We start from the raw sequence: 13,814 nt of genomic DNA, 5'->3' as shown, positions 1-13,814 counted from the left end.
CACAATGCTTCGAATACGTTCGATATTTATCTTTTTTTACTATACAGCTTGTAAAAACAAAATGCATAATATTATGTACGTTGTTCATTAAATTGACACAAACATTCTTAAAAACGCTTACTATTTTCACAACATTCTTATTATAACACAGAGAAAAACTATGGTTTAGCTACTTTTGACTTTTCTCCTTCGCGATTCGTTTGTGTGTTATATGGTACAACGTAAAAACTCGGTTTTGAAAAGATGTTAACGAACTTTTCCTCATATTCCCCGGCACCATTTACAGTACCTACATGCGTATGAATTCCATTTTCCACTCTATAAATACGATACATAATTCTTTCATCTGGAAGTGGTGTCCAGCTTAATTTCGCTTTAAATAAACCGAAAGGGCTAAATGCTAATTTCATTTTCACATCTTCAATCTTGCGCAGCCGAATTGGAGCACCGATTGTTTCCACACCTTCTGGTTTCCTAAACTGCTCTTTCTGTTCTACATTTGCTTTCGTTAAAATTTTCTTAAATAATTTTGTTGCTGACGCACTTTCTCCTTGCAACTGATGCTCTTTATCTATGCGGTCATAACCAATCCAAACAGCGCCTACTAAATTTGGCGTATAGCCAACGAACCACATATCCCTCGCCCCATTATCGTCATTTGGTAAGGAAGTTGTACCTGTTTTCCCAGCTAACGCCCCGTTATATACACCGGCTTTCGCTGTCCCTTCCTTTACAACTCCTTCTAACATTTTCGTCATATACCAAGCCGTTTGTTTCGAGAAAATTTTCGTTTCTACTTTTGGCGACTCTCCAATGACTGCGCCGTGTCTATTGAATACTTTATCAATAACGTGCGGCTCAATAATATCACCATTTGCTAAAAACGCACGGTACATTTTCACAAGATCAAATGTTGAAACACCATTTTTCAATCCGCCAAGCGCTGTACTTAAGCCAGCATCAGCAATGTGAACATTTCCTTTCTCTAAATATTGCTTTCCTTCTTCTACCCCTAACTCATTTAATAAAGAAACTGCTGGTACATTTGCTGACTCTACAATCGCATCGTACATCGTCATTTCTTTCGAATACTCATGGTTATAATTTCGAGGTTCATACCCTTCAAAAGAATGTCTTTCATTCTTTAATAAAGAATACGGATTATACTTTTTCGTTTCGAGTGCTGGCGCATAAACGATAAGTGGTTTTAGCACAGAACCGGGCTGTCTTTTTGCAAAAACACGATTGAACCCTCTCGGAACGTACTTTCTTCCGCCAATCGCAGCTTTAATCCCGCCCGTACGATTATCCATTAATAAAAAAGCACCTTGCGCCCCCTCTTCTTTCCCAGGGAAATTCCTTGCATCTTGAAACTGGTTATACGCTACCTTTTGAATTTTTTCATCCATCGGTACGACAAACGTATATCCTCCGCGAAGCACTTCTTGATGAGACAATCCGTATAAACGAGCTGCTTCATCTATAACCATATCAATATACGGCATATATGCGAGTTCATTCTCATCTAAGTTTTTATATAGTGCAATTGTCTTTCCTTGATAACGTACGCTTTCTTCGGCAGTCAAATAGCCTTGTTTATGCATAAGTGACAATACGAGATCGCGGCGTTCTTTACTCTTCTCTGGAGAAAAATAAGGTGAATAACCGTTTGGCGACTTCGGAAGACCTGCAAGCATTGCTCCTTCTTCTACTGTTAAATCTTCTACATTTTTATTAAAATATAACTTTGCTGCTGCTTGAATACCGTAAGCTCCATGGCCAAAATAAATATGATTCATATACATTTCAAGAATTTGTTGCTTCGTATATTTTTGCTCTAATTGAAGGGAAATTGCGACTTCCTTCAACTTGCGCGTAAATGTTTTTTCACGAGTTAAAAAGACGTTTTTAGCAAGTTGCTGCGTAATCGTACTGCCGCCTTCGACCTTCCCTCCAGCTAACGTGTCTTTATAAAGAGCACGAAATATAGACGGGTAATCAATTCCTTGATGCTCATAAAAACGAGAATCTTCCACCGCAACGAACGCCTGCTGCACATATTTCGGAATTTGCTCGATTGGTACGAGGTCTCTATTTTCTACGTATAATTTCGTAATTTCTTTCCCTTTCTGGTCAACGATACGTGATGAAGAGTGGAAAACGAGCTGCTTTTCATCCATCATATAGCCACCAGCTAACACAATTAGTTTATAAAGGACAATCGCTAATAGTAGCGTTGCTAACCCACCTAATAAAGTCCACTTTACTTTCTTCATACATCGGCCTTCTTTCCAAATGATGGTACATTTATTATTTGAAAAAGAGGTATCTTTATGTATATAATCTTCGAAGTTTTTTAAGAGAGTTGATATAATAGAAACAAATAAATAAGGGGGCATTAAAATGAAGGCTATTATTTCATACGAAACACCTCTAGAACAAGCACATTTCACTGCAAAAAATGATGAAAAAAATATGTTTTATAAAGAAAATACAGAAGAATCTGTAGAAGGATCACTTCAGTATGACGTACTAGACGCTGTTGGAGAATTTAAAGGACAACCTGGCTACATCGTTTGTAACAACATTTCTGTAACAGATGAAGGTCGCCCAGTATTTGAAAACCGTTTTAAAAATCGCGCAGGCCTTATTGAAAACGAACCAGGATTCCAAGCAATCCGCGTTCTACGCCCATTAAGTAACGATACATATGTCATCTTAACGATGTGGGAAACAGAGCAAAACTTTAAAGACTGGACAGAATCACGTTCATTCGAAAATGCTCATAAAAAACGCCCCGCACAAGCAGAAGGACAAGCTCCGGCGCATCCACATGCAGAACAGCAAAAGAGTATTTTCTCTCGTCCGTCATTTGTAACTACTTTTGATGTGTTAGTTTAGTTTTTTTTGTATTGTGGTTTCTCCAAGGATGCGGTACATGAAATTATATCGGCGATTTTTCGAATATATCGGCGCAACTCGAAATATATCAGCGATTTTTAAAATATATCGGCGCAACTCAAATTATATCAGCGATTTTTGAGATATATCGACTTATCGACAAATCACGACACAAAAAAGGAAACACCGTTACACACCGTTGTTTCCTTTTTCTTTGTACCAATTATATATACGAAGCGCATCTTCTTTTTGCATATGTTTCACTTTATAACGATGCCCTGCTACTGATACGACAGCTGCACATAGCTTGTCTTTCTTTTGAAAATACGACTGACTGTATCCGACTGCTTGCACATGCCTTCTTCGCATGATTCCTGTATATTTCGCGAGTCCTCGGTATACCATGACTAACTGATTGTCCCGTATCATATAACCACTACTTGTATACCGCGCGTATGCAAGTAACGTAAATATAATACATAGTGGTATGAGAGTGAATAACGCGATATTTTGTTTAAAATATATACTCGCACCTATGATTGGCACAGCGAGTACGGCACTTGTAATCCAGCCCATGATGACATAACGACGTAATGCTGCTTTCGGTAAATGAACGATTTCCGCTTCCATTTCATACGGCAACTGTAAATATGCGAGTAACTGCTGCACATCTTTTTTCTTCATAAAAGGATGTAACATCACTTCATTTCCTGCCGCTTCTATACTTTGAATGACTTCTACTTCGACAGAGCAATATCCGAAAGGCTGGCGGAGAATGCCTTCTTTCACCGTAATCGCTTGAATACGGTGTAATTTTAAAACAAACTCTTTCTTATCAAATAAACCTTGCACGATGCGAACTTCATTTCCGTTTCGCTCAATTTTAAAGTTCGCATATTTTAATGCATAACCTGCTGTTGAAATGACCCACGACACTGCCATTAAAATCGCCGCCATAACGATTAATTCATATACACCGTTATCCATCACATACGTTTCTACTTTATTGATAAGCCATTCTGGTAGAAATTGATTAAACTCTGTGTAAAGGATGACTAACATAGAAAACACTAATCCGAATCTACCAGATGTAATAGATGCTGCTAAAATCTCTTTCGTTGTTAACTGATATACCGTCTTACTTCCTTCTTCCGCAGGCCCTTCTTCACTCACAACACTTCTTTCTTTATGTAATAAAGCAATGAGTTCCTTCGCTTCTGCTTCTCTAATACCCGCCAACATCACTTCTGGCTCAGTACCGCCGCCTGCCACTTCAATATTTAATTTCGTCAGTCCAAATATTTGATAGATGATGTTAGAAGACGTACTAATATTTTGCACACGTTCTTTATTTAAGTAACTTTCTTTCTTTACAAAGACGCCATGTTTAATATGTAAAATATTATTTTCAACCCAGTACACTTTAAAATACCATTTTATAGCTGAGAAAATAGCCATAATGAATAATACAAACAAAAGAACAAGATGCAAGAAATACCATGGTTCTACTTCACCATCTGATCGAAATAAAACAAGAAAAATAAAAGGCAACAAAGTCGCAACTCGAATACCTAATAAAATCGTGATCGGATGTTGCCTCTTATACATTCTCATCACTCACTTTCGCAAGTTCTCCAATTTGTCTTTTCAACTGCTCTGCTTCTTCTTTCGTTAAACCTGGAATACTATGAGAAGTTGCTGCTGTTGAAATATGTAATTCTGCTAAATTGTACTTTCTCATAATCGGGCCCTGTTCAATCGTTACGTGCTGCACACGAATCATCGGAATAAGCACGCGTTTTACAACGAACATTCCCTTTTGAATCTCAATCTCTTCTTCATTTAATCTGTAACTATAATAGCGCTGACGTAAATTTGGAAATACAAAATAATCGAGCGGAATAAATAGAATAGCTCCTGTGACTAACAAGCCAAACAACCAACCCCACCAATTAAAATTGATCATAAAAAAGAAATATGCAATTACGACTGCTAGTATAACTGCCGCCCCAATTAAAGCATGAATTCGCCACACTTTCAGCATATTAGAATGAATCTCCCTTTCTAACGGCTGCATCTCATCACTCCAATTATATGAATGTATTACTTATATATTAGTTGGTATATACATTTTTGTAAAATTATAGTTTTTTTACATCGTATCGAGAACTTCTTTAAAATTCCCTTCATTAATGGAATACACTTGAAACTGAATGTAATCTATCTCATTCGTATCTGGCTTAGCAAATGGCAAAATGTTAAATCTAGAAACCGATCTTCCTAGCATATCTACAATCATAAGAGAAACGTCAATATATTCGAAGTCTACACAGAATACGACTGCTTCTCCCGTACATTCATACTCTTTAATCGCATCATAAGACTTATTGGCACTAATTAACATTACTTTTAATAGTTGGTTCAAATTTTCTGGTTTAAAATTAATCATATACGTGGCTCCTTTTTCAACAAAACACTACAAAAATAGTGTAATCTTATACTTTCATAGCTTCACACATCAATTATATTAAAAATAAAGCTAGTTTTTTATAAATTTTTTGATATAATTACTTACGGGAAAAGGGAAGAATTTTGTCTTCCCTTGTGTTTTTATTTGCATCTAGTACTTTTGCTAGATGCTTTTTTTACGCTAAAAAGGTATCCTCAAACACTTTGAGGATACCTTTCCATTAATTTAGTGCACTTCAACAATCGTACCATCTTCAAATACTTTAAATACGCCCGTAAATCCTGATCCAGCTGCGCCTTCTATTTTATATGTCGTACGCACTCTAATTTGATAATATTTCTTTCCATTCTCTACTTGCGTATTTTCTAGCGTATAATCATAGTCTTCTTTATATTCATTTTTAATATATTCTTTCGCTTTCTCAAAAGTAAATGCATCTTGAGTCTTTCCTGTTTCTACCTTTTGGTTCTTCTCTGTCGTTACCTTCTGGTTCTTTTCTGTTTCTACTTTTTGAGGCTTCTCTGCCGTTACCTTTTGGTTCTTTTCTGCTTCTACCTTTTGAGGCTTCTCTGTCGTTACCTTCTGGTTCTTTTCTGTCTCTACCTTTTGAGGCTTCTCTGTTGTTACCTTTTGATTCGTTGCTACATTAGTTTTTTCTGCCTTCGCTACCGTTGCATTCTTTTCTGCTTCACCAATTTTAGTAATTAATCCTGAAGCCTTTTTATTATATTCTTCAAGATTTTTGTTATCTTTTGTTTCTGAAACTAGCTTATTTAATATATCTTTCGCTTCTGCGTAATTTTTCTTATTTATTAACTCTTCACTTTTCACTAGTTGCTCGCTATACTTCTTTTTTTGTTCGACGATAGCTAATAATGCTGTTCGTTCTTCCTTCGCTTGTTTTACTAACGTACTATTTCCATCCTTCATGTTCTCTACTTTTTCAAATGACTTGATTGATTCTTCTACCTTTGTTTCTTCTTTTAACTTCACAGCTTCAATCATTGCTTTTGTTTGTTCTACAAGCACCTTTGCATCTGAATCGTCTTTTTTCTCATCTAGTGCTTTTTCAAATGATGATAAGGCATTTTTATATTCTTTATTCGTTAACGCGGTCTTTCCTTCATCCATTACTTTGTCAAAATTCCCATTACTACATCCAGCTAACATTAAAAGTGTAAGTCCAATTACCATTAATAACTTTTTCATTTTTTCTCCTCCTATATATCCCCTAAAACAATAGCTTTATATGTATAAAAGTCTGTGTAGTAATTAGACTGAGCGTAAATATGTACTTTATGTGCGGGAAAGGAAGTACATTTCATTTACTATCATTACTTAAAACTCCTAAATAGTTGGTTTTCTTCTTTTAAAGACAGAAAGGAATTTTAATAATGTGCGCAAAGTTCTCACCAAGCTCTTTACTACACACACTCTTATACACATAGAAAAACTTTTTGAACTTCATATATCTTCTGATGATTTGATACACACTCCGATTTGTAACATACCAAAAAACAAAAAGAAAATAAACTGCAATATAAGTTACAGTTTGTAACTATTTTGTAACACAAATGTAACACACGGTTTTTAAACATACAATAGTTTTTTTACATTATTTTCCCCACCTTCTATATTTTAAAGCGTTAATCCGGTTCTAATCCTTAATGTAATACGTATTTTCATAACAATCGCGCTAAAAAAAGAATTTACATTTTTGATTAAATTGAAGGATATACCCCCTTAAAAAGAAAAAATACGCTATTCTTTCCTATGAGCCTATAGGAAGAAAGAATAACGTATTTTTCAAAAATGAGTTCTTTTATACAAACGCTTTAGTTCTATATCACAATTAAAAGGGCAATCAACGCTAATATAGCTGGAAGTCCTTGTTTTACAATAATTGATTTATTAGATGTGAAACCGCCAAACAGAGCTGCTACTACCACACACATTACAAAGAATAATTGAACCATATAACCAATTGAATTGAGACCAAGTATAAGTCCCCAAATGAGACCAACGGCTAAAAATCCATTATATAAACCTTGGTTTGCAAACATAATGGCTACGTTTCGATCTCCTTCTAAATGCTCGGGTAATTGAAAAGCACGTTTTGCCAATTTTGAATTCATAAAAAACATTTCGAGGATCATGATAAATAAATGTTCTAATGCTACGATCCCGACTAAAATAGCTGCGATTATTTCCATAGTATTGTGCCCCCTCTATCTTCGCTTTAATCTTATAGCTTATATAAAAATCCGACATCGTCTGAATAACACGTTTTCGAAAATTCTTCCTTCTTACTTATTAAAATATTAATTGATACATCAATATTTGATGCATCAATTAATATACAACTCCTCTTTTAGTTTTGCAAGTTTTTTTGCTCTATTCGTTTTATTTTGTTCCGTCAACTTCAAATCAATTCAAAACCCCTGTTCACTCTCTAGAAACTATGGTGTTTTTCAATAACTACAAAAAAAATCAGCTAAATCATCAAATTAATAATTAGTTGTCTCCAAAGACGAAAATTTTATTTCTTTTTTATTTGATAAGGCGGCGTTCATTCTTTCATCATGGCATAAAAAAATGTTATTACTCTTGTTAAATTGAGTAATAACATTTTTATTTAAAGCTATTTAACAAATTTGCTTCCAACTAGCATCCTTCACATCTTCACTAGTCGGCTTTCTAACCAATTCAATACATCGCTTTTCACAGGCACCAAACACAATGAAATTTTCCTGCGCTTGTCTTAACGAAACTTCATTTGCCCCGCCTTCATAGTCAGGCTCTTTAAATTGAACAGAATCATCTTCCCAAAAACATATGTTACAAATTTCATATGTACCTGGTGGTTCTTCTTCTAATGTTTTATATCCGCAGCATGGACAAGTGTATTTCATATAATCACCTTATTTTCCTTCATATGTAGTCCTACTTACTAAAAATGTAATAGAGCAAATTATAGTTAATCCCATAAAGTACATCATTTTAATAATACGAGTATTTTCATATGTTGTAGGAACCCCGTCAGATATAACTTCATAGCAAAAAACAATACTTATGGCTAAAAGAATATATAAAATTAAGGATGGGATAAAATGTAGCTTTATAGGTAAAATAACGCACCTAAACAATATCTCTCCAAGAAGACATCCAACTAAAACAACAGGGACTCCAACTATTAAAGTAGCGGCCAACATTTGGGTCATAGCAATAAAAAGATTCGTAAAAATAGAAAATAGCTCTCCTTCAAAAATCCCCTTCTCATCGTATATTTGAATTATCGTCATTGAAATAAATAAGCTTAATAAAGAATGGGAATACGGAATTAAAAATTTCCCCAATCCTGCTCACCTCACTTTTTTTTGCGTCACATATATTATTCATTATTTCCTATCATTTTTACATAGAAAAATAACTCGCCTTCCGCAAAAGACGAGCCATTCCATTTAATTCTCACTTATTCTCTTCTTATACCAATCCTGCATTCTCTCCGCATCTTCTACTCTCGTATGCTCTAATTTATAACTCGATGATGCGCTCGAAAACTTATACGTACATAAATCCGCGCGGCGCTGGAAATAGGATTGCGTCTTTTCCATTGATTGGACGTGTCTTCTTCTAACAAGTCCTGTATATTTTCCGACGCTGCGATATACAAGCGTAATTTGCTCTCCATTTACACTGTAACCATTTGTTTTAAATGTTGCGTATCCAAGTATAAAGATGAGGATCGCAAGCGGAATGAGTGCCCACATAATGAAGTGCTTTTCAAAGTATATACTTATTCCAATAAGCGGGATAGCTAGCATTGCGAAGAAGATGAAGCTATCAATGAGATAGCGGCGTAATGCTGCTTTTGGTAATGAAATAATATTTGTATTCAGTTCGTATGGTAATTGTAAATGTGCGAGTAACTGTTGTACTCGGTCTTTTCGAATGATTGGATGGAGTGTAACTTTTTCTTTTTCGTCACCCGTTCCCTTACTTTGAATCACTTCTACTTGCACAGCACAATAGCCGAATGGCTGACGTAAAATACTTTCTTTTATCGTAATACCTTGAATACGGTGCAATTTTAGGACGAGTTCTTTTTTCTCAAGTAATCCTTGTGAAATGCGGACCTCATCATTTCTTCGATTCACTGTGAAATCTCCATGTTTTAGCGCATAACCGATTGTCGATATAATCCATGAAAGGACGATCAAAATGGCTATCATGAAAATCAAGCCATATATATCGTGGTCCATTACATACGACTTTACGCCATTCTCTATCCATTTCGGAATGTACTCATCTACTTGGTGGTACACGAAAAAGATTAATGAGAATAATAGTCCAAACTGACCAGATGTAACAGAAGCTAATAAAATCTCTTTCCAAGTTAACTTGTATTCTGTCGATTGTTTTTCTTCTGTAATGATTTCTTTTTCTATTGCATGTTCCGCTTTTTCGTCTAGCGTTCCTTCTGCTTTCACTTCTGGAGTTGGCTCATTTAGCAAAGCAATAAGCTCAGTTGCCTCTTCTACTGTAATACCGGCTAAGCTAACCTCCGCTTCATCGCCCCCACCAGCTGTTTCGATTTGGATTTTCTTTAAGCCAAGCATTTGATATAACACGTTAGAACTTGTATTAATCGTTTGAACACGTTCTTTATTTAAGTAGCTCTCCTTCTTCACAAAGAGGCCTTGTTTTACATGTAATACGTTATTTTCAACCCAGTATGTTGTGTAATACCATTTTTCAAACGCTGAAAAAACGGTGAGTAAACCGAATGCAGCGGGAATTAAATACCAAAACGGGAATTTTCCATTTAAGCTAAACATGAAAATAAAGAGTGGTATAAAATCTGTTATTTTTAATTCCAGTAACATCGTGATTGGATGCTGCCTCTTATACATCCTCATCACTCACTTTCGCTAATTCTGCGATTTTCGTTTTCAATATTTCCGCTTCATACATCGTTAAGCCTGGGATGCTTTGAGAAGTTGCTGCTGTTGAAATGTGTAATTCTGCTAAACTGTATTTTCTCATAATCGGCCCTTGTTCAATCGTCACGTGCTGTACACGAATCATCGGTACTAATACGCGCTTTACGACGAAAAGACCGTGTTGAATTTCAAGTTCTTCTTCATTTAGTTGGTAGCTGTAATAACGTTGACGTAGTTTTGGGAATACGAAGTACTCCAATGGTGCTAACGCAACTGTTAAACCGATTAACACGTACAAAATCCACGCCCACCAATCAAACTTTATCATGAGGAAAAGGTAAGCTAAAATGACAAGAATACCGATTCCTTCTTCAATTACAGCCCGAACTTTCCACACCTTGACCATGTCAGGGTGAATTTCATTTTTCAATGGATCCATGTAACCACTCCAAATCTAGTAATCTACTATATGAATAGTCTCAATCTATATTTTACATAACTTTACATAAAATTGAAATTTAATCTTCTTTCTTCTCAGGAATAAAATATCCGAACCAAAGTAGCCAAATGAAACCGATTAACTTCATCCAATTTCCATCCGCTTGAAAAGCTTCTATCATGCCTGGAATTTTATACATCCCAATGAATCCAAGAAAACCGAGCCACCAGTTTTTTTGCATTTTCATCTTTACTCCTCCTCGTATATTAATATTTAAGCCCTATTACAGGCTTAGATTTTCTTCTTAATAAGAGCCCTATAAATAAAAATACTTGGACGTCCCAAGATATTTCTAGATAATGATTTTAGGATCATTTGGGACAATTCTTTCACCTCCTGTGGATTTACCACATTTGAAGAGTGTTTCTCAGTGAACGTGCGGGACTCCCTACTCGCAGGCTGAGCAGCCTGACCCTCGAACCTAGATGATAGTAGCTCTAGGGCGGCTTTCGATTCAGGACTAGCTCTCATACACGAGGTTGTTGGTCGGCGTACACACTAGAGATATCTCGAGACGTCCAAGAAATGATTCTAATATAGAAGGGAGGTCTCTTACATGAGATTATTTGTTGGTTTAGATGTAAGTTCGTTTGATATGAAAGTTTGCTTTTTAAATGGTGATGGAGAAAAACTGGATTCTTTTTCGGTCAGTAATGACCTACCGGGAGCTACTACACTCAAAGAAAAATTATTACAGTGTGTTGCAGGTAAAGAGGTCGACATCCTTAAGATTGGTCTAGAATCCACCTCTGTTTACAGCTTTCATCCTTCTATGTTTCTTCACCATGATATAGATTTACAGCGTTTTGGAGCAAAAGTATTTCTCCTAAACCCAAAGCAAGTCGCAAATTTTAAGAAAAGTTATTCTGACATGAATAAAACCGATGAGATTGATGCCTTTGTCATTGCTGATTACTTACGATTTGGCCGTAATCAAATGTCTATCGTAAAAGAAAGCCAGTACGTGGCACTGCAGCAATTAACTCGATCACGATACCAACTTGTCAAAATGTTAACGAAAGAAAAACAACACTTTCTTCAACACCTAAGTTTTAAATGTAATACATTTTCACAAGAGGTGGATACTTCCGTATTCGGTAGCGCCATGACAGAACTATTTCTTGAAAAATTCAGCTTAGAGGAACTCGCTAATATGCCTTTAGAAGAACTCGCTGAGTTCCTACAGAAAAAAAGTCGAAACCGTTTTGGTGATCCAAAATGCGTAGCAGCATCCATTCACAAAGCTGTGAAAGTTTCTTATCGCTTGGATAAGGTTGTAGAAGATTCAATAGATGTCATCTTAGGTACATCCATCGCAGTCATTCGTACGTTTCAACAGCAAATCAAGGAATTAGAAAAGTCTATTAAAAAAATCATGGCTGGTTTGACCCAAACACTTGAATCTATTCCTGGAGTAGGCCCTGTTTTCGCTGCCGGTATCATTGCTGAAATTGGCCAAATCGAAAGATTTGACGATGAAACAAAAATAGCCAAATACGCTGGATTATACTGGCGAAAGCACCAATCCGGTCGTTTTACAGCCGAAGATACTTCATTATCCCGTACAGGTAATCATTACTTGCGTTATTACTTAGTTGAAGCCGCCAATTCAGTAAGAAAGCATGTATCAGATTATCAAGAGTATTACGTGAAAAAATATAATGAAGTACCAAAACATCAACACAAACGTGCACTCGTTCTAACCGCAAGAAAATTTGTGCGATTGGTGGATGCGCTACTACGTAGCCACCAACTTTTTACGCCTGGAAGGTGTGTGAAAGAATGACATAAAATTTTGTCATCGCTACCTTTCATTATTTTCCAGTAAATTACATTCGTTACTGGTTTAGTTTTGTGATGCCTTTTTTAAACAAATTGACCTTTGACAACTTTAAACTTTGTTATTTCTAAGTTGACATACTACCGCAGGTCTTCATGACGTTTTTCACATTTCGAATCCAAATTTCCTTATACTTTAACTGAAATCCCATGAGTATGTAATTGCTCATATTATCAATTACAAGCGCTAGCGTATGAGCGTTTTCTTCCGTTGCATCTTGTGACACAACGCCCAGTCTCGCGCCTTTCTTCAATAATTCGTGGAAACCATTTAAAAACTCTTCTTGTATTTCAAATAAGCGTTTCTGATACTTTTCATTTCGCGCCGCAGTTACGATAAATTCATTTATGACGCGCAGTATTCCTTCTTGTCCTTCATACTCAGAGAGCATATGTAAACCATCTGCGATTAACTTTTCTGCAAAGTTTTCTTTCGTATATTGCTCTTTATCGAAATAACTCACGAAATGATACCCAGAGAAAATTTCTTCAAATAAAAAATCGACTAACGCTTCTTTAGAAGAAAAATGATAATAAATGGCCGGTTTTGAAATACCTACCTCTTTCGCAATCATGGAAAGGCTCATCTTTTCAATGCCGTGCTCTGCCATAAGTTTAAATGAAGCCTCTACAATGTTTTGCGATGTTTGTAAATTTTTTGTCATACTGTACCTCACTTATTTTTACTTACCGGTCGGTAAGTAAATTGTAAAATAAAAAATTATCGTTTGCAAGTTGGATTCAAAACTACATATCACTTTCTCCATTTACTTTATGAATCAGAATCATATTCCTCCATAATTACTACAGTAATCTTTCATCCAGTTAAACTACAAAAAGCACCTTTGTGAGTGCTTCTTGTAATTTAATATTTAGGCCCCATGTAATCATAACTTTGATCTAAAGCTTTTAATAAATCAATCGCACCCTTTAACTCTCTTTTATCAGACTCTAATTCTTCCATTCTTCTTTCAATATCTTTTTTAAAAGATTCTAAATCGCTAATGGCTTTTTTTCCTACTCCAAGTTGAGACCAGCTTGATAAGAGTAAATTATGTACATTACTTACAACCCTTTTATTATGGTTTAAATCTTGAATCATCTGGTCAAATTGTTGTAAAGCTTGGCTCAATACTTCTTCATTTAAGTAAATTCTCGGCAT

Annotated in this window: 15 protein-coding genes; 2 read left to right on the top strand and 13 right to left on the bottom strand. The window is 35.6% G+C overall.

The genetic code is table 11. The features are described 5' to 3' along the window. Nucleotides 1-158: 158 nt before the first annotated feature. A complete protein-coding gene (locus PSR14_RS06285; RefSeq protein WP_098487470.1) occupies nt 159-2,276 on the bottom strand; it encodes a transglycosylase domain-containing protein in 2,118 nt (705 codons plus the stop codon). Nucleotides 2,277-2,403: 127 nt separating this feature from the next. Here PSR14_RS06285 and hmoB point away from each other — a divergent pair, with 127 nt between their 5' ends. Continuing rightward, nucleotides 2,404-2,901, top strand: a complete 498-nt coding sequence (hmoB, locus tag PSR14_RS06280; protein ID WP_000644059.1) for a heme-degrading monooxygenase HmoB — start codon at nt 2,404-2,406, stop codon at nt 2,899-2,901. A gap of 189 nt (nt 2,902-3,090) precedes the next feature. Here the strand turns inward: hmoB and PSR14_RS06275 are convergent, their stop codons facing one another. The 10 genes from PSR14_RS06275 to PSR14_RS06230 all read right to left on the bottom strand — a co-directional run bounded on the left by PSR14_RS06275 (nt 3,091) and on the right by PSR14_RS06230 (nt 11,000). Further along, nucleotides 3,091-4,509: a PH domain-containing protein gene (locus PSR14_RS06275; RefSeq protein WP_000278160.1), complete on the bottom strand. Its 1,419-nt coding sequence runs from the start codon at nt 4,507-4,509 to the stop codon at nt 3,091-3,093. Further along, the gene (locus PSR14_RS06270) at nt 4,502-4,978 is read right to left on the bottom strand and encodes a PH domain-containing protein (RefSeq protein WP_098487469.1); all 477 of its coding nucleotides are present in this window, start codon (nt 4,976-4,978) and stop codon (nt 4,502-4,504) included. The genes PSR14_RS06275 and PSR14_RS06270 overlap by 8 nt, the downstream gene beginning before the upstream one ends. Nucleotides 4,979-5,053: 75 nt before the next feature. Continuing rightward, a complete protein-coding gene (locus tag PSR14_RS06265) occupies nt 5,054-5,350 on the bottom strand; it encodes a hypothetical protein (RefSeq protein WP_061185146.1) in 297 nt (98 codons plus the stop codon). A gap of 246 nt (nt 5,351-5,596) precedes the next feature. Further along, nucleotides 5,597-6,580 (bottom strand): hypothetical protein, encoded by a 984-nt coding sequence (locus tag PSR14_RS06260; protein ID WP_046198652.1) that lies wholly within the window; start codon nt 6,578-6,580, stop codon nt 5,597-5,599. A 632-nt stretch (nt 6,581-7,212) separates the two neighbouring features. Continuing rightward, nucleotides 7,213-7,584: a DUF1304 domain-containing protein gene (locus tag PSR14_RS06255; RefSeq protein WP_061535852.1), complete on the bottom strand. Its 372-nt coding sequence runs from the start codon at nt 7,582-7,584 to the stop codon at nt 7,213-7,215. Nucleotides 7,585-8,016: 432 nt separating this feature from the next. Then, nucleotides 8,017-8,283, bottom strand: coding sequence for a CPCC family cysteine-rich protein (locus PSR14_RS06250; protein WP_000877827.1), 267 nt, complete (start codon nt 8,281-8,283; stop codon nt 8,017-8,019). A gap of 9 nt (nt 8,284-8,292) precedes the next feature. Beyond that, nucleotides 8,293-8,727: a hypothetical protein gene (locus tag PSR14_RS06245; RefSeq protein WP_000514473.1), complete on the bottom strand. Its 435-nt coding sequence runs from the start codon at nt 8,725-8,727 to the stop codon at nt 8,293-8,295. A 105-nt stretch (nt 8,728-8,832) separates the two neighbouring features. Beyond that, nucleotides 8,833-10,284 carry a PH domain-containing protein gene (locus PSR14_RS06240; RefSeq protein WP_098487468.1) on the bottom strand — a complete coding sequence of 484 codons (1,452 nt, stop codon included), beginning with the start codon at nt 10,282-10,284 and terminating at the stop codon, nt 8,833-8,835. Beyond that, entirely contained in the window at nt 10,277-10,753 is a 477-nt protein-coding gene (locus PSR14_RS06235; RefSeq protein ID WP_098487467.1) for a PH domain-containing protein, read from the bottom strand. Before PSR14_RS06235 ends, PSR14_RS06240 begins: the two co-directional genes overlap by 8 nt. A gap of 79 nt (nt 10,754-10,832) precedes the next feature. Beyond that, nucleotides 10,833-11,000, bottom strand: a complete 168-nt coding sequence (locus PSR14_RS06230) for a hypothetical protein (protein WP_406644168.1) — start codon at nt 10,998-11,000, stop codon at nt 10,833-10,835. A gap of 369 nt (nt 11,001-11,369) precedes the next feature. On the opposite strand from PSR14_RS06230, the gene PSR14_RS06225 reads away from it, so the two are divergent. After that, nucleotides 11,370-12,599, top strand: a complete 1,230-nt coding sequence (locus tag PSR14_RS06225; RefSeq protein ID WP_098487274.1) for an IS110 family transposase — start codon at nt 11,370-11,372, stop codon at nt 12,597-12,599. Between the two features lie 121 nt (nt 12,600-12,720). Here the strand turns inward: PSR14_RS06225 and PSR14_RS06220 are convergent, their stop codons facing one another. Together PSR14_RS06220 and PSR14_RS06215 are read right to left on the bottom strand one after the other, a co-directional pair. Further along, nucleotides 12,721-13,317, bottom strand: coding sequence for a TetR/AcrR family transcriptional regulator (locus PSR14_RS06220; protein WP_406644167.1), 597 nt, complete (start codon nt 13,315-13,317; stop codon nt 12,721-12,723). 200 nt (nt 13,318-13,517) lie between these two features. Beyond that, nucleotides 13,518-13,814, bottom strand: coding sequence for a hypothetical protein (locus PSR14_RS06215; protein ID WP_001137439.1), 297 nt, complete (start codon nt 13,812-13,814; stop codon nt 13,518-13,520).

Source organism: Bacillus sp. A01H (genome assembly GCF_045277205.1).
Lineage (GTDB): Bacteria > Bacillota > Bacilli > Bacillales > Bacillaceae_G > Bacillus_A > Bacillus_A paranthracis.
The sequence above is the reverse complement of the archived record's forward strand: the minus strand, read 5'-3'. Positions and strand labels throughout refer to the sequence as shown.